This is a genomic window from Litoreibacter sp. GN1-5 (assembly GCF_055693805.1).
Genome location: NZ_JBVFUP010000001.1, coordinates 976,858 through 993,177 on the forward strand (window position 1 = coordinate 976,858; position 16,320 = coordinate 993,177).

Sequence of the window (16,320 nt, forward strand, 5' to 3'; positions counted from 1 at the left end):
CCAAAGCTTTTCCAACAAGCGTTGATCGGCTACGCAGATCAAAACAATGAAGCCAGAAACTGAAGGTCAGATAAAATCAACTTCCTCCCTCATCCAAGCGCAATCACGTGAACCTGATCCTGAAAAGTCTGCTGCGCATGCTTACGGCTGCTGTTGCACTATATGCTGTGACTGTGCTGTTCGTTGCTGGCTTTGCCGCGCTGGCCCCAAACCCGGCCTATGATCAGCTGGATCCCGTGGATGTTATCGTCGTGCTTGGGGCGGGGATGGACCCTGATGGCACGCTGCACCGCTCAAGCATATTGCGTGTCGAGACGGGTGTTGCGCTCTGGAAAGCGGGTGTTGCACCGCGTCTGCATTTCTCCGGCGGTATGGCGCGCCCTGAAGGTCCATCTGCGGGGCAACAAATGGCGACCCATGCCCGTGCGCAAGGCGTCCCGCTTGACGTCATAAGTATTGAGGAACAATCTCAATCGACCCTTCAAAACGCGCTCTTTTCGCAACCGATGCTGGCGCGTGCGCAAAGCCTGCGGCTTGTGACCGAAGGCTTCCACCTACCCCGATCCTGGCTCAGCTTCAAATGGGCGGGTCGGCACGCGCTTTCGCTCAGCTATTCCGAGAGGTTCCGCGCATCCTCGCCAAGTAGCCGTTTCCCAAAACTGACCATGACCCTGCGGGAAGCCGCTGCCTTCTGGTTCAACGCTGGCCGTGCCATGGCTCATAGCCTGGCTGGTATGCTGGGTATTGCTGCGCAGTCGCGCGATGCTTGGCTGACCTAGAGATATGGCCCTGAAAGAACCGCAATTAACGGCGCAAGCGCCCCGGTCAGACATCTTGCGCGCAGCATTCTGGATGCTTGGCGCTATTATTTCCTTCACATCCATGGCAGTGGCTGGACGCGAAATCAGTTTTGAGCTCGATACGTTTGAGCTGATGCTGTACCGCTCTGTTATTGGCGTCTTTGTGGTTATCACGGTTGCCAGCGTGGCTGGTACATTGGGCCAGATCAACCGACGCCGCATGGGCCTGCATCTGATACGTAACATCTGCCATTTTTCAGGCCAAAATCTGTGGTTTGCTGCTATTGCACTGATCCCACTGGCGCAAGTCTTTGCGCTGGAATTCACATCGCCCATATGGGTGGCATTACTGGCACCGATATTTCTGGCCGAAAAACTGACCCGGCTGCGCGGGCTTGTCGCATGCATGGGTTTCACCGGTATCCTGATCGTTGCCCGGCCGGATTTCGCAACACTTGAAACCGGCGTCATCCTTGCCGCGCTTTCGGCTATCGGCTTCGCGGGGTCCGCAATTTTTACGAAACTGCTGACACGCGATGTCAGCATCACCTGCATCCTGTTTTGGCTGACGATCATGCAAACGGGCTTTGGGTTGATCTGTGCGGGGTGGGACGGGGATATTGCCGTGCCCTCGCTTGGCCTTTTGCCATGGGTTGTGCTGGTCAGCCTTGCGGGGCTGTGCGCACATTTCTGCCTGACCACCGCTCTGACCCTTGCGCCTGCAGTGATCGTAATTCCGTTCGATTTTGCCAGATTGCCCGTCATAGCCTTGATTGGTGCCGTGTTTTACGGCGAGGGATTTGATCCATGGGTGCTTGCGGGTGCTCTAATCATTTTCGGTGCGAACTACCTTAATATCGCCCATGAGAGCCGCGCTCAGGCTACAAAACCGCATTAACCCTCTAATTTCCGAGACTTTTGTGATACAATTACCTTTCAGTTGTAATTTCAAGGCAGCGTGACGCAGGGTTACAAATTGACGCAGTTTCCAATCCACAGCTATCGTTGTGCACAAGGGCAAAATTTGGTTGGGAGGAAACCATGAAAAGAATTACAGGCGCTGTAGCCATTCTGGCAGCAAGCACAACATTAGCAAGTGCGGGCGGCATTGACCGCTCTGGGCAGTTTTTACGTCCGCTTTTTGAAGAGGGTGGAGAAAGCGGATCGTATGTTGAATTTTCTTTTGGATCTGTCAGCGCGACAGTAAAACCCGACATTCTATCAGTGGACCCGGTTCAATCACACCAACCATACTCCTTTGCGTTTAAGCAGAGCTTATCAGACAAATTGAGTTTAGCGCTGATCCTGGATCAACCATTTGGCGCGAATGTTGATTATCGGCCAGCATTACCACTAGGCTCCGCGACAATTGAAACACAGGCACTTACAGGTGTTCTTCGGTATAAGTTCAGCGATAACTTTAGCGTTCATGGTGGCCTACGACTTCAAACGATTGGTGGAGAAATCGGTACTGTTGTAAGTGGCGTCCCATCACTTTTAAACGCTGACAGCGATGTCGGTATCGGCGGGCTCGTTGGTGTAGCATATGAACGACCAGACATCGCCTTGCGGGTTGCGTTGACATATAACAGCGAGATTGATCAAGATCTCACTGGCATAGAAGTCAGCCCACTTCCTGCCACGATTAGCCCAAGCGCATTTACCGTCACAACGCCCGCAAGTTTGAATCTGGAATTTCAAACAGGAATAGCGCAAGATACATTGCTTTTTGGCTCAGTAAGATATGTCGAATGGGAAGGATTTAATCTCACAACATCCGGTGCCGGTAATTATGTGAATTTCCGCGAAGATACCACAACTTATTCCCTTGGGGTCGGTCGCAGATTTACAGAGAATTGGTCTGGTGCCGTAACCCTTGGATATGAATCCGCAGGTATACGCCCAACCAATACGCTTCTCTCACCGACGACCGGGATCACAAGCATCGGCGTTGGAGCGACATATACGCAAGGCAATACAAAAGTCACTGGCGGAATTACATATGCACGCCTTGGCGACCAATCCGGATTTCTTGGACCAGCTCCTATCAATTTTCAGGATAACAAAGCCATTGGCGCTGGTATCCGTGTCGGCTTCAACTTCTAACCCGTCAGTTTCTCTATTATGACCAAACGCCCCGCCCTTATCCGGCGGGGCGTTTTGCATTTGTGATGGCGCTTATCACAAATCACTGCTTTATAGCGCAACTTTCGGGTCGCGCCGCCTAATGTGTTGCGGCTAACTACGCCCTATGACGCCACAAAAGACACTCTCTACCCGCGCATGGTCTGAAATGCTTTTGATGTCCTGCATCTGGGGCGGGTCATTTCTGTCTATTCGGCTGGCATTGAACGAGGTGCCTGTGTTCACGTCTGTTGCGCATCGGGTGTTATGGGCCGCGCTGGTGTTGTGGCTCTATATCATTCTGCGCCGCCTCCCCCTGCCCCGTGATCCGAAAATCTGGGTCGCATTTCTGGTGATGGGGCTGCTGAACAACATCATCCCTTTCTCGCTTATGGCATGGGGGCAGCTTCATATCGAAAGTGGGTTGACCTCTATCCTGAACGCGGCAACAGCAATTTTTGGGGTTATTGTGGCCTCTATCGTCTTTGCGGATGAGCGATTAACTTTGAACCGCGCCTTGGGTGTTAGCGTTGGATTCCTGGGGGTTGCAACAGCGATAGGCCTGGAAAATCTAGCGCAATTCGATCTGAAATCAGCGGCACAGCTGGCCGTTTTGGCCGGAACGCTTTCCTACGCTTTTGCCGGTGCGTGGGGTCGCACGACACTAAGTGGGCTGGCGCCACAAGTCGCAGCAGCGGGTATGCTGAGCGGATCAAGCCTTGTAATGGTGCCATTGGCATTCATCATTGACGGCGTGCCCAGCTTCAATCTGAGCCCGACAGCGACCATGGCCATCGCCTACTATGCCGTAATCGCCACGGCCTGTGCTTATCTGCTGTATTACCGCATTCTGGCCGTCGCTGGCAGTGGCAATCTGATGCTCTGCACATTGCTGGTCGCTCCAATCGCTATCGTGCTGGGAGCCTTGGTTCTGGGGGAAGAGTTGCACCCCCGCGCCTATCTGGGGTTTGGCATATTGGCCTTGGGGTTGGTGATACTTGATGGTCGCATCCTGCGCCGATTTCGCAAAAAACCCTAGAAGATTGCCGCCCACAGCGTTACCACAGCACGAAAAGGGACCGGCGATGATCTATAAAACCGCAGATGACTGGCTGAACGCATCGTCAAAACGCGTGCTGTTTTTCGGCATGTCAGGCCTTGGCAAAACCCACATAGCCAATATGTTGCGCGACAGCGGGCTATGGTTCCACTACTCGGTCGATTACCGCATCGGTACGCGCTATATGGGCGAGCATATCGTCGACAACTTCAAAGCCCATGCGATGCAGGACTCGTTTTTGGCGGAATTGCTCAGAACTGACAGCATCTACATCGCCTCCAACATTACCTTCAACAACCTGTCGCCATTGTCCACCTATCTTGGCAAACCCGGCGACCCGGCCAAAGGCGGCCTGCCCTTCGCAGAATATCAACGCCGCCAGACACAACATCATGCAGCCGAGGTTGCAGCACTACTGGATACCGAACATTTCATTTCCCGCGCGAAAACGCTTTACGGGTATGACCATTTCGTCTGCGACAGCGGCGGGTCGATTTGCGAGGTCGTGGACCCCAATGACAACAACGACCCGGTTCTTAGCAAACTGGCCGAAAACCACCTGATGGTCTGGATCGAAGGATCCGAGGAGCACACGCAAGAGCTGATCAAACGCTTTGACCGTGCGCCGAAACCAATGTGCTATCAGGCCCTGTTTCTGGAAGAGTGCTGGGACACATATCTGAACGAAAACAATACTTCAGAAAATAAAGTTGATCCTGATGAATTCATCCGCTGGACCTATGCCCGCGCCATGGCACACCGCCAGCCGCGTTATGCGGCAATGGCTGAAAACTGGGGGATCAAAGTGCAGGCAGAAGAGCTTGCTAAACAGACAACATCCGCCGGTCTCGATCAGTTGATTGCCGATACCCTTGGCAATGGCTGACCTACAGTTTACGTAAATTCTTCAATTTCAAAGCGGACCCAGACCTATGCCCATCAAACTGCCATCAAACCTTCCAGCCTATGACGTGCTGCAAAAAGAAGGTGTTATGGTGATGTCCGAGGATGAGGCCGCCCGTCAGGACATTCGCCCTTTGCGCATCGGGTTGTTGAACCTGATGCCGAAGAAAATCCAGACGGAAAACCAATTTGCCCGCCTGATCGGCGCAACGCCATTACAGATCGAGCTGTCGCTGATCCGTATGTCTGAACATAAGACCAAGAACACGGCCGCCGCGCATATGGCCGAGTTCTACAAACCGTTCAGCGCGGTCAAAGACGAGAAATTTGACGGTTTGGTCATCACTGGGGCCCCTATCGAGCACCTCGCCTTCGAGGATGTCACCTATTGGGATGAGCTGCGTCAGGTCATGGACTGGACGCAAACCAATGTGCATTCCACATTTGGCGTTTGCTGGGGCGGCATGGCGATGATCAATCATTTTCACGGGATCAAAAAGCATATGCTGGGCGCTAAGGCATTTGGCTGTTTTCGCCATGTCAATCTTGCGCCCGCATCGCCCTATCTAAATGGGTTCTCGGACGATTGCGTGATCCCCGTGTCCCGCTGGACTGAGATGAAACAATCAGAGATTGACGCGGCGGGCGGCCTGACCACTCTTCTGGGCAGCGATCAGGTTGGGCCTTGTCTGGTTGAGGATACGGCGCACCGCGCGCTTTATATCTTCAATCATTTTGAGTATGACAGCTTCACGCTGAAGGAAGAATATGATCGCGATGTCGCGTCAGGCACGCCGATTAATGTGCCGATCAATTACTACCCGCAGAATGATCCAAGCCAGACGCCGATGAACCGTTGGCGCAGTCATGCGCATTTGCTTTACGGCAACTGGATCAACCAGCTCTACCAAACCACTCACTTTGATATGTCGAAGATTGGCTCTTAAGCTGCTCATATCTGCCAGTTTGGGGTTTCTGTGCCTCATTGGGCTGACCGTTTTACGAATGGATCAGCGCGCCCGTCAGGCTGATCTGGACCACCCGCCAACCGGGCAGCTTTTGCAAATCGATGGTGTTCAGGTTCACGCGCATGTCGAGGGCTCCGGCCCTGATTTGATGCTGATCCACGGCGCCAGCGGCAGCACGCGGGAATTCACTTTCTCGATGGTAGATAAGTTGAAGGGCGATTATCGTATTATAGCTTTTGACAGACCGGGGCATGGCCATACAGGGCGGATCAAGACGCGCGCATATGACGGCGAAACCCCGCAGGAGCAAGCCACCCTGCTTTATTCAGCAAGCCAACAGCTTGAAGTTCAGGACCCAATTATCCTTGGGCATAGTTACGGAAATGCAGTGGCGCTGGCCTATGCCTTGCAATATCCTGATGATGTCAGCGCTTTGGTAAACATTGCCGGAGTGTCCAATCGCTGGGAAGGCCCATTGGATTTCTGGTATCGTTTGACCAACAGCGTATTTGGCAAACTTGTTGTCATCCCCTTGGTCTCGGCTTTCGTTCCCGCATCACGCGTTCAGCAGAGTGTTGACGGCGTGTTCACCCCGGACCCTATACAGGATGGCTATATCGCGCACACAGGTCTTGGGTTGCCCGTGCGCCCAATTACTTTGCATGCAAATACGCAGCAGGTCAGTCGGTTGAAAGAGGACCTGACGGGGATGGTCCCGCTTTATGATCAGATCAACGTCCCGACTGAAATCATCCACGGCACGGCAGACAAAATTGTCCCGCTGACCGTCCATTCCATCCCTTTATCCACGCAAATCAAAGGGGCAAACCTGACCACACTGGAAGGCATCGGCCACATGCCTCATCACAGTGCCGAAGCGCAAGTCATTAACGCCATTCACCGCGCTGCAAAACGCGCTGGCCTGCGTTAACCATCCACGTCATACTGTCTGCCACGACAAAGACGAGGTTCATATGAACAGCCTGCCCTTTGATAGCGCCATTAGCGCATTCTATGAGACCAAAGCGCCGCAAGAGGTACGGGATGCGATCCGCGACGCCAAGAAGAACCGCATTCTGGCAGACAGCTACCCCTACCGAAAACGCATGGACCGTGATGAGTATGAAGAAACATTAGCAGCCCTGCAGATTGAACTGGTCAAGATGCAGGCCCATATCAAGGAAGCAGGCAGTCGCGTTGCGATCATATTCGAGGGCCGTGATGCCGCTGGGAAAGGTGGGACTATCAAACGCTTCCGCGAAAACATGAACCCGCGCGTTGCCCGTGTCGTGGCTCTGTCCAAGCCAAGCGATCGCGAGGCCAGCCAATGGTATTTCCAACGCTATATCAAGCATCTTCCGGCGGCGGGTGAGATAACCCTGTTTGACCGAAGCTGGTATAATCGGGGCGTCGTCGAAAAGGTTTTTGAGTTCTGCACAGACGCGCAGCGAGAGCATTTTTTCGGACAGGTTCCCGGCTTTGAAAAGCAAATCGTTGAGGACGGCGTGACATTGGTGAAGCTTTGGCTGAATGTTGGTCGTGCCGAACAGCTTCGCCGGTTTCTGGACCGCGAGGCTGATCCACTGAAGCAATGGAAGCTTAGCTGGATCGATGTGGAAGGGTTGAACCGATGGGACGCTTATACCAAGGCCATAGGCGAGAACCTTGACCGCACCCACACGGAGTACGCCCCGTGGACTGTTTTGCGCAGCGATGACAAACGTCGCGCGCGGATTGCAGCAATCCGGCAGGTGCTGGGTCAGATCGACTATGCCAACAAGGACAGCTGTGTGATCACGCCCCCCGATCCACAGATCTGCGGCGGGCCCGGGATCTGGCATGCCTAAGCGCGGCTATCACCACGGTAATCTTAAGCAGGCGCTTGTTGAAGCGGCCCTGAAGCTGATCGAAGGGAAAGGCCCGACGGGCTTCACCGTCGCTGAAGCTGCCAAACACGCGGGCGTCACCCCTGCCGCTGTCTACCGCCATTTCGAAGGTCGCGAGGCCCTGATTGCCGAAGCCGCCCTGCAAGGCCACCGTATCTTTGGCGACTTGATGGAGCACGCCTACGCCGATGGCCAGCCCACAGCGCTTGCAGCCTTTGAGGCCACAGGGCGCGCATATCTTGCCTTTGCGCGGAAATTTCCCGGGCACTACATGGCTATGTTCGAAAGCGGTCTCAGCCTTCAGGCCAATCCGGACCTCGCGCTTGCCGCCAACAGGTCGCGCGGCATTTTGGAACGCGCCGCAGAGGCGTTGAGCCAACATATTCCCGCAGATAAACGCCCACCCGCTACGATGTTTTCAAGCCATATCTGGGCCATGTCCCATGGTGTGGTCGAGCTGTTCGCCCGCGGATCGCCAGGGGCCAAGGCTCCGTTTCCCCCCGAAGAGCTGTTGGAAGCCGGTATCGGTATCTATCTGCGCGGGCTGGGTCTGATTAAGCCGGATTAAGCCGAGTTATCAAATAACATCAGGCTGTTATTGTTTACCTCGGAACTTCTGCTGACAAGTTCAAAGCACACCTTGAACATTGGAACAGAAGATGAAGAATTACATTATATTTCCATGCCTTATTGCTTTATCAGCCTGCGGCATACCTCGTTCGATTTGTATTAGTAACGGGTATGAAGAATACAATGAGCTCGCAAACCTGATCACCAAGACTAACCGCAATATCGATCGTGGATATGCAATCCACAGACAGGAAGAACCTTTTACTGCAATCGTGCAATGTGCGCGGGAAAATGGCGAAACTTATAGCTGCCCCGAGACACAATATCGGGTTGTTGAAACCCCGATCTCAATTGATGTGGATGCTGAGCGTCGGAAAGTTGAAAGCCTGCAGTTAAAATTGCAAAAGGCAGAACTTCGTGGCGATGCACGGGCCAAAAGCTGTCGCGCAAAGTATTCTGAATAAATTCCCAGCGTTGTAAGACCACGTCTTGACGCGCCTTTGGGCGCGTTGCAGTGATGCAAAACATGGGGCTTGATACGGAACCGTTACAAACTCTCGCCAAGGTCGTGCGTGCTGCGGATACAAACACTCATGGTCTGGCGCCAGAAGCCGCAGGGCTGCTTGCCTTATCCGTAGGGCTCAGTCGCGCCTACCGGGATGATATGGCGCAGTTGGAGGCTGGCATGATTATGTACGACGCGCTTTATCGCTGGGCGCGTGATGGTCAAGGCGAAACCCACGATTGGCCAGCCCCGTGAGCGTCTCGATCCCCGAACTTGCCCGTGTGTTCGGGCGTATCGGCGTGCTGTCTTTCGGCGGTCCGGCGGCGCAAATCGCCCTTATGCATCGCGAATTGGTCGAAGAGCGCCCTTGGCTGACGGAACAGGAATATCTGCGGGCACTCAGCTTTTGCATGCTGCTGCCGGGACCAGAAGCGATGCAGCTTGCAACATATTCAGGCTGGCGTCTTCATGGTGTTCTGGGCGGGCTGATCGCGGGGTTGCTGTTTGTGTTGCCCGGTGCCCTGGTGATCATGGCCCTTGCCCTGATCTATGCGGAATTCGGCGAAATTTTCTGGATACAAGCGCTGTTTCTGGGGGTCAAAGCCGCTGTGGTCATCATTGTTATCGAGGCGCTTTTGAAAGTATCCAAGCGCGCGCTGATCAGCCCCATTCATTGGGTGCTGGCCGGGCTGGCCTTTATCGGGATCTATGTATTTGCCATCCCGTTCCCGGTGATTGTTCTAGGGACCGGTATCGCCGGCGCGTTTGTGACATCCACGCACTCGCTCGCTGAAAATGTGGCTCAGGTAAAGACCCGTGACACAGCGCGCACAGTCCTGATTTGGGCGATTATTTGGCTGGGACCACTGGCCACCATATACACGCTGGACTCAAACTTTCTTGGTCCCTTGGCAGTGTTTTTCTCAAAGCTGGCTGTTGTGACTTTTGGCGGGGCCTACGCCGTGCTGGCCTATATGACCCAAGCCGTGGTCGGGGACTACCAATGGCTGAGCACACCACAAATGATGGACGCGCTGGGGCTTGCAGAAACGACACCCGGCCCCCTGATCCTTGTGACAGAGTTCGTGGGCATCCTTGCCGGATATGCCCAAGGTGGCGTTATTCTGGGTATCGTCGCGGGCATCGTGACGCTTTGGATGACATTTGTGCCGTGCTTTCTGTGGATCTTCGCAGGCGCGCCTTACATAGATTGGCTGGCGTCCCGCCCGCGTCTGTCGGGTGCGTTGTCAGCGATCACTGCAGCAATCGTAGGCGTAATCCTAAATCTAAGCCTGTGGTTTGCGATGCATGTTTTCTTCACGAAACAACTTGAGATCGAGTTTTTCGGGGTATCAATTCTTGTGCCAGAGGTGCAGACAATACAGCCCGTTCCAGCCTTGTTGGCCGTCCTTGCGGGGTATCTGTTGCTGGTGCGTAAGATCAGTCTGATCCGGGTACTTATGCTATCCGCTTGCGTTGCTTTGGTGATTGGTATCGTTTTTCAGTAAGTGACGCAGGAATAGGCACAGCGCGATCAGAGTTACCTTAACGGAAACTTTTCAAACGCAATCCCTTTCCATCACCGGAGAATCCCTTATTGTTAGGAGAACAACAAGTGGGGGCTTGAATAGATGTCGAACAGTATCGACTATGGCAACATGATGCACCGTGCGATGCGTGGGCTGATTGCCGAGGTGCTGAGCGATGTTGCCGTATCGGGTCTTCCCGGTGACCACCATTTCTTCATCAACTTTGACACCAGACACCCTGACGTGGCTATGGCTGATTGGCTTTTTGATCGCTACCCACAAGATATGACAATCGTAGTTCAGGAATGGTTCGACAATCTTGTGGTGGGCGAAGACGGCTTCCAGATCACGCTCAATTTTGGCAATACGCCTGAACCCATTTCCATTCCGTTTGATGCCATCCGCACCTTTGTAGACCCGTCCGTTGAATTCGGCCTTCGGTTCGAAACGCAAGACGGCGACGCAGAAAATGAAGTGGTTGAGCTTCCGGACATCGATCTTGAAACACTGGAAGAAATAGCAGACACGCCAGAGCCGAATAAAGCGAAAGAGGCTGATATTGTCAGTCTGGACAGTTTCCGCAAATAGACCCTCTGTTGTCAGCATCAGCGGAATTGTCTTTGCCTGCGGCACAGGGTACATCCATGTGGAATTTTGTTCTCAAGGAATGCGCCCATGACCAATACTCGCACCGAAACCGATAGCTTTGGCCCACTAGAGGTTCCCGCGGATAAATATTGGGGCGCGCAAACGCAACGCTCGATCCAGAACTTTCCTATCGGGTGGGAACGGCAACCCGTGGCCATTGTTCGTGCGCTTGGGGTGATCAAAAAGGCATGCGCCCAGGCCAATACCACCAATGGCAAGCTGGATACAAAGCTGGGCGAAGCAATTTCTGATGCCGCGCAGGATGTCATCGACGGTAAGCTGGACGACAATTTTCCGCTGGTTGTCTGGCAAACCGGATCAGGCACGCAGTCGAATATGAACGCGAACGAAGTGATCGCCAATCGGGCCATTGAAATTCTGGGTGGCATGATTGGCTCAAAAGAGCCTGTGCATCCCAACGATCACTGCAACATGGGACAAAGTTCGAACGACACCTTCCCCACTGCGATGCATATCGCGACGGCAACAATGGCACATGACACCCTTTTGCCCGGGCTCGCCAAGCTGCATGCCACACTGGAAATGAAGGTTCAGGAATTTGAAGGTATCATCAAGATCGGCCGCACCCATACGATGGATGCAACGCCTCTGACGCTTGCACAGGAATTTTCAGGCTATGCTCATCAGGTTGCTATGGGGATCAAGCGCGTTCAGAACGCTCTGCCCCATATCTATGAGTTGGCCCAAGGCGGCACGGCGGTCGGGACGGGCCTAAACACAGTTGACGGCTGGGATGCCCAGGTCGCCGCAAATATGGCTGAAATCACCGGCCTGCCCTTCATCACAGCGCCGAACAAATTCGAAGCGCTGGCCGCCCATGACGCAATGGTTGAGATGTCAGGTGCCGTGAAAACTGTTGCGGCCTCGCTCTTCAAGATTGCCAATGACATTCGGCTTTTGGGATCTGGCCCCCGGTGCGGACTTGGAGAGCTGATGTTGCCCGAGAATGAGCCCGGCAGTTCGATCATGCCCGGCAAGGTCAACCCGACCCAATGCGAAGCCATGACGCAAGTATGCGCGCATGTCTTTGGCAATGACGCAGCCATCGGTTTTGCCGGGTCACAAGGCCATTTTGAATTGAACGTCTACAAGCCGATGATGGCCTACAACTTGCTGCAAAGCATGCAACTTCTGGGGGATGCATCGGTTGCCTTTACAGACAATTGCGTAGCCGGGATCGCGGCAAACCGTGACCGGATCGAAAAGCTGATGCGCGAGTCCCTAATGCTGGTGACAGCCCTTGCGCCGGAAATTGGCTATGACAACGCCACAACCGTCGCCAAAACGGCCCACAAAAACGGCACGACATTGCGCGAAGAAGCAGTTGCTCTTGGGTTTGTGGATGCGGAAACCTTTGACCGGGTTGTACGCCCTGAACAGATGATCGGCCCCAAATGAAGCCCATTAACCTGAACAAAGCGCGCAAGGCTAAGGCACGGGCCGAGAAATCAGCGCGCGCAGATGCGAATGCGGTAAAGTTCGGGCCGAGCAAAGCAGAAAAGAACAGCGTCACGTCCCTGACGCAGAAGCGAAGCCGTGATCTTGATGGCCATAAGCTGGATAAATGAGCCGGCCCAAAAAACGCTCTCTCACGATTAAGGGACACAGAACAAGCGTATCGCTTGAAGATGAATTCTGGGCCGCATTTCGCAATATAGCACGAGAGCGCAATCTGCCGATCAACGAGCTTGCGGCACAAATAGATGCCGCCAGACATACAAAAACCGGACTCGCATCAGCGATCCGGCTTTTTGTATTGGACTGGCATTTACAAAATGCAAGCGCGCGTCCCAAAAGTTAGTCTATCACCGCGATGCAGAAACCCGGCGTGTCGTCAGTTGCAAATCATCATCGAACAAATTAACCAGTTCGTCCTTGGTCAATTTTGACCCGGTCCCGATCTCTACCCGCTCAATTGTTTTAGTACGCTGCAGCTTGCGTATGGATGGAATTGCAATTCGAAAAAGAGGTGCCACGATTTGTGACTTCGACACCGTTTCTTCAATTCCAAGGTCGCTATCAAATGCCATCTGTACCCTCCCAAGGTTCAGAATTTGGTTGTGCCACAGTTATGCCCAAAAAAGGAACGCTTTTTACGGGGAGGAATTAGCTAAAATTCACCATATATTCAATAAATCAGCCATATGGCTTTATTTAATAGGTTGAAATAAATGTATTTTTAGTGCGTCGGCAAAATTTGACCACTTGGTTTAAGACGTTGCGTTACATTTTTCAAAGTGAAGCAAAAACATCACATTTTATGCCTTGGAGATTAACATTTTGCCCAATTGGTTAACATTTTTGAGATACGTGACCTTGCGTAAACAGAATCACCGCCTTGGTGTGACGCGCAGCCAGATCCCGTCTTTCGCTCGGACTGTAAGATGTGCGACCGGGATTGGGTCAGACCCAACCACACGTTCAAAGCGAAACGCGCGGACCAGCATGGACAGCAAAAGCGGCCCTTCGACCATGGCAAAACCCGCCCCGATACAAACACGCGGCCCCGCAGAGAACGGGATATAAGCATCGCGCATACAGGCCTTCCCGTTCTCGGTCGCCCACCGGGTTGGGTCGAACCCGTCCGGGTTGTCCCATAACCGGGTATGGCGGTGCAAATGCCAAGGTGACAACACAACCTGCGCGCCCGTAGCGATTTTGCGGTCGCGAAAGGTCTCGGACTGCGTAGTCTGTCGCACCATCATCGGCACCGGCGGATAGAGCCGCAAAACCTCTCGAAATACATCCCGGCTGAGGCGCAGTTTCGACACTACCGCGAATTCCAGTGCCTCCCCCAGCGCATCGGCCTCTTCAGCCAAACGATCCTGCCATTCAGGGTAAAGCGCCAGAAGATAGAGCGCCCATGCAAGCGCGCTTGCGCTGGTCTCGTGGCCGGCCAGAAAGAAGATGGCAACCTGATCTACCATCTCTTGTGCACTAAAAGTCTCACCGGTTTCCGGATCAGCAGTCGTCATGATCTTAGTCGCCAGATCATTCGGCGCCACGCCTGCCTCAATCGCCGCCATGCGCTCAGTCGTCAATTCAGAAATCAGCGCACGGATGGATTTCGCTGTCTGACGCGTCCCACGGCGAAAAAACCGTGGCAACCACCACGGGATAGGCAGAAAGGCCGCAAGGTTCAGAATGGGTTGTGAGCGTTGATAGTCCCGAAATTGCGTAAACACCTGCGACGCGATGTTGTTTTCAATGGGAATTGAAAATAGCGTGCGAAAGATAACATCTGCCGCCGCAAAGCTGGTCTCTTGCTCTATCTCAATCGGGTTATCGTCCACCTTCGCAGACAGCCGCGTCACTGCCCCCTGACCCGCATGCCACATGGCCGGGAAGGTATCACGCAAACGCCCGCCTTCGAAGGCGGGATCAATGATACGCCTTTGCCGTTCCCAAGCAGCGCCATTCGTCAGAAAGACACTGTTACCCAATAGCGGACGCAAGCCTTCACCCACACGATCTGACTTCGGAAAATCTTGCGGACGCGCCTTCAGGACTTCCCGGATCAGATCAGGCTGGTTGACCAGATAGCTGCGAAAAAAAGGCGTGCGGAACTCTGCCATCCAGGCGCGGTAAAGCCGTTCAGGTTGTGCCGACAGGATATCCTGCCGAAACAACCGCACATAGTGCCATAGCGATACCTCGTCAGGCCTTGCCGCAGGTTTGGGCGGCAGGTGCCCGTCCCCGGTCATACGGTTGATGTTGAGCGATACGGCGACACGGCAACATCTATGCGAGACCGGGACGGTTGCCGACCGGCAAATCGATCAGCTAGCGTAACAGGACCTGCTGTGATCTGGAAATAATCATAGTCCTTTGGCTTGTCGAATGCGCAGAGATACTGGAAATGTAACCGGAAGAACCGCCAGCGCAATTGACGCCAGCGTTCTTGGCTGAGCGTTTGAGTATATGCGGCAGACAGAACCAGTGGCCATTTTTTGTCCTGTGGTTCAACCCCTGTGACAGAGACCGGATCACAGAGGGCAAACGCGCAGCCATCGCTTGGGGCGCTCACGTCGATCCAAGTGATATCATCGCAAGACGACAAAAAATTAAGATCGCGTCGTAACTTATTGGCTTTCGGCAAGAAAGACATCATTGGGATAACCTGCCCAAGCGACAGGAATGCCAAGCGCGGGCCATTTTCCGGCAATTTTCCGCCCCGGATCAGATCAGCAATGATGGAAACCGCCAGATGCGCGCCAGAGGAATGGCCGACCACCAGAACCTCATCAACATTCGTTTTCAAAGTCGCCGCAATGAAATCTTCGAATGTCTTCATACGTTCTTCCAGATCAGACGGGTTTTCGCCGTTGAATTGGGCCGAATAGGCGTAGTCATGCATAAGGTAATAGGCGTATAGCTTGCCATCCTGTGACTTAAACCAACGTAAAAGCAACACCGCAATAGCAATGCCCGCAGCCGTAAAGACCCACCCTAGCGGATAGGACAGCCATGTCGGTGGCAACGCCCCAAACAGGCTGAACGCCCCGAAAAGAAGGCTTGTCAGAATACCTGAAACTATGGACCATGCGATCAGGGCCAGAATAAGCTGTAACAGAAGCATCCCCACGGGGTAGAGTGCTGCAATCATCGGGCCTTTCCGCAGCGCCATCAGCTTTATAAAAGCGCCTGAGCTGATATATATCCAAGCGGTCTTGACCAATTGCAGATACGTGCGCGGAATATCATTCGCCATGCTCTTGCGGACAATGTCGGACCAGACGAGCACATCGACATTCGCATCCACGGTGCTGCCATCAATATGACCTGTCACTTGCCATCCAAATGGCCCTTCGGCTTTTCTTGGTGTCAGGTCAATCTCATACCCACTGATCCGGGCCTGCTCGACCGCCTCGCTGCGGTAAAGTTCCCGATAACGGCGGGGCGGCATTGGATCATAGCCTGGAATATAGAAAACCTGACGTTTCTTCACCTTATGCAGAATATTATCTGTCATGATACCCCTCATTAAATGCCGCGACGTTAACCCGGTCCGAGAGCGATAGGAAGGACACCAATGACGATGGACAAGTCCACCTGCGGCGCATAGATCACACTTTATGAAATGGGATGAAGAACTAGACGCAATCGGGCTGTTATGCCCCCTGCCCGTGCTGAAGGCACGCAAAAAGCTTATGGGTATGAAAACGGGTACGACTTTACGTATTCTGGCCGACGATCCGGCAGCAATTGTGGACGTTCCGCATTTCTGCGCAGAAGCCGGACATGACCTGATCGAGCAGACGGATCATGGGGCGATGCAGGCTTATGTGATCCGTAAGGCCTGAAAT

At 53.6% G+C, this 16,320-nt stretch carries 19 protein-coding genes and 1 pseudogene; 17 read left to right on the forward strand and 3 right to left on the reverse strand.

The features are described 5' to 3' along the window. Positions 1–107 precede the first annotated feature (107 nt). From ACZ1HF_RS05030 to ACZ1HF_RS05105, 16 genes and pseudogenes are all read left to right on the forward strand, one after another. Positions 108–779 carry a YdcF family protein gene (locus ACZ1HF_RS05030; protein ID WP_472656475.1) on the forward strand — a complete coding sequence of 224 codons (672 nt, stop codon included), beginning with the start codon at positions 108–110 and terminating at the stop codon, positions 777–779. 4 nt (positions 780–783) lie between these two features. Beyond that, a complete protein-coding gene (locus ACZ1HF_RS05035; protein ID WP_472656476.1) occupies positions 784–1,698 on the forward strand; it encodes a DMT family transporter in 915 nt (304 codons plus the stop codon). A gap of 143 nt (positions 1,699–1,841) precedes the next feature. Further along, a complete protein-coding gene (locus tag ACZ1HF_RS05040) occupies positions 1,842–2,906 on the forward strand; it encodes an OmpP1/FadL family transporter (RefSeq protein WP_472656477.1) in 1,065 nt (354 codons plus the stop codon). A gap of 145 nt (positions 2,907–3,051) precedes the next feature. Then, positions 3,052–3,963 carry a DMT family transporter gene (locus tag ACZ1HF_RS05045; RefSeq protein ID WP_472656478.1) on the forward strand — a complete coding sequence of 304 codons (912 nt, stop codon included), beginning with the start codon at positions 3,052–3,054 and terminating at the stop codon, positions 3,961–3,963. A gap of 46 nt (positions 3,964–4,009) precedes the next feature. After that, positions 4,010–4,870 (forward strand): ATPase, encoded by an 861-nt coding sequence (locus tag ACZ1HF_RS05050; RefSeq protein ID WP_472656479.1) that lies wholly within the window; start codon positions 4,010–4,012, stop codon positions 4,868–4,870. Between the two features lie 46 nt (positions 4,871–4,916). Beyond that, positions 4,917–5,834 (forward strand): homoserine O-acetyltransferase MetA, encoded by a 918-nt coding sequence (gene metA, locus ACZ1HF_RS05055; RefSeq protein WP_472656480.1) that lies wholly within the window; start codon positions 4,917–4,919, stop codon positions 5,832–5,834. Then, complete coding sequence (locus ACZ1HF_RS05060; RefSeq protein ID WP_472656481.1) at positions 5,824–6,786, forward strand: alpha/beta fold hydrolase; 963 nt, start codon at positions 5,824–5,826, stop codon at positions 6,784–6,786. Before metA ends, ACZ1HF_RS05060 begins: the two co-directional genes overlap by 11 nt. A 43-nt stretch (positions 6,787–6,829) precedes the next feature. Further along, entirely contained in the window at positions 6,830–7,702 is an 873-nt protein-coding gene (gene ppk2 / locus ACZ1HF_RS05065; RefSeq protein ID WP_472656482.1) for a polyphosphate kinase 2, read from the forward strand. Next, a complete protein-coding gene (locus tag ACZ1HF_RS05070) occupies positions 7,695–8,309 on the forward strand; it encodes a TetR/AcrR family transcriptional regulator (RefSeq protein ID WP_472656483.1) in 615 nt (204 codons plus the stop codon). Before ppk2 ends, ACZ1HF_RS05070 begins: the two co-directional genes overlap by 8 nt. 91 nt (positions 8,310–8,400) lie before the next feature. Beyond that, positions 8,401–8,775 carry a hypothetical protein gene (locus ACZ1HF_RS05075; RefSeq protein WP_472656484.1) on the forward strand — a complete coding sequence of 125 codons (375 nt, stop codon included), beginning with the start codon at positions 8,401–8,403 and terminating at the stop codon, positions 8,773–8,775. A gap of 47 nt (positions 8,776–8,822) precedes the next feature. Further along, positions 8,823–9,071, forward strand: a pseudogene (locus ACZ1HF_RS05080) (chromate resistance protein ChrB domain-containing protein); the annotation flags it as partial. Continuing rightward, a complete protein-coding gene (chrA, locus tag ACZ1HF_RS05085) occupies positions 9,068–10,324 on the forward strand; it encodes a chromate efflux transporter (protein WP_472656485.1) in 1,257 nt (418 codons plus the stop codon). The pseudogene ACZ1HF_RS05080 and the gene chrA, both read left to right, overlap by 4 nt. Before the next feature lie 123 nt (positions 10,325–10,447). Beyond that, positions 10,448–10,933 carry an SspB family protein gene (locus ACZ1HF_RS05090; RefSeq protein WP_472656486.1) on the forward strand — a complete coding sequence of 162 codons (486 nt, stop codon included), beginning with the start codon at positions 10,448–10,450 and terminating at the stop codon, positions 10,931–10,933. A gap of 87 nt (positions 10,934–11,020) precedes the next feature. Then, a complete protein-coding gene (fumC, locus tag ACZ1HF_RS05095; protein WP_472656487.1) occupies positions 11,021–12,412 on the forward strand; it encodes a class II fumarate hydratase in 1,392 nt (463 codons plus the stop codon). Continuing rightward, positions 12,409–12,582, forward strand: a complete 174-nt coding sequence (locus tag ACZ1HF_RS05100; protein ID WP_472656488.1) for a DUF4169 family protein — start codon at positions 12,409–12,411, stop codon at positions 12,580–12,582. Before fumC ends, ACZ1HF_RS05100 begins: the two co-directional genes overlap by 4 nt. Next, positions 12,579–12,815, forward strand: a complete 237-nt coding sequence (locus ACZ1HF_RS05105) for a ribbon-helix-helix domain-containing protein (protein WP_472656489.1) — start codon at positions 12,579–12,581, stop codon at positions 12,813–12,815. The genes ACZ1HF_RS05100 and ACZ1HF_RS05105 overlap by 4 nt, the downstream gene beginning before the upstream one ends. Before the next feature lie 4 nt (positions 12,816–12,819). Here ACZ1HF_RS05105 and ACZ1HF_RS05110 read toward each other — a convergent pair whose 3' ends face one another. The 3 genes from ACZ1HF_RS05110 to ACZ1HF_RS05120 all read right to left on the reverse strand — a co-directional run bounded on the left by ACZ1HF_RS05110 (position 12,820) and on the right by ACZ1HF_RS05120 (position 15,986). Beyond that, positions 12,820–13,044 carry a hypothetical protein gene (locus tag ACZ1HF_RS05110; RefSeq protein ID WP_472656490.1) on the reverse strand — a complete coding sequence of 75 codons (225 nt, stop codon included), beginning with the start codon at positions 13,042–13,044 and terminating at the stop codon, positions 12,820–12,822. A 300-nt stretch (positions 13,045–13,344) separates the two neighbouring features. Next, complete coding sequence (locus tag ACZ1HF_RS05115; RefSeq protein WP_472656491.1) at positions 13,345–14,718, reverse strand: cytochrome P450; 1,374 nt, start codon at positions 14,716–14,718, stop codon at positions 13,345–13,347. Beyond that, a complete protein-coding gene (locus ACZ1HF_RS05120) occupies positions 14,715–15,986 on the reverse strand; it encodes a hypothetical protein (RefSeq protein WP_472656492.1) in 1,272 nt (423 codons plus the stop codon). Before ACZ1HF_RS05120 ends, ACZ1HF_RS05115 begins: the two co-directional genes overlap by 4 nt. A 103-nt stretch (positions 15,987–16,089) precedes the next feature. Here ACZ1HF_RS05120 and ACZ1HF_RS05125 point away from each other — a divergent pair, with 103 nt between their 5' ends. Next, positions 16,090–16,317: a sulfurtransferase TusA family protein gene (locus ACZ1HF_RS05125; RefSeq protein ID WP_472656493.1), complete on the forward strand. Its 228-nt coding sequence runs from the start codon at positions 16,090–16,092 to the stop codon at positions 16,315–16,317. Positions 16,318–16,320 lie beyond the last annotated feature (3 nt).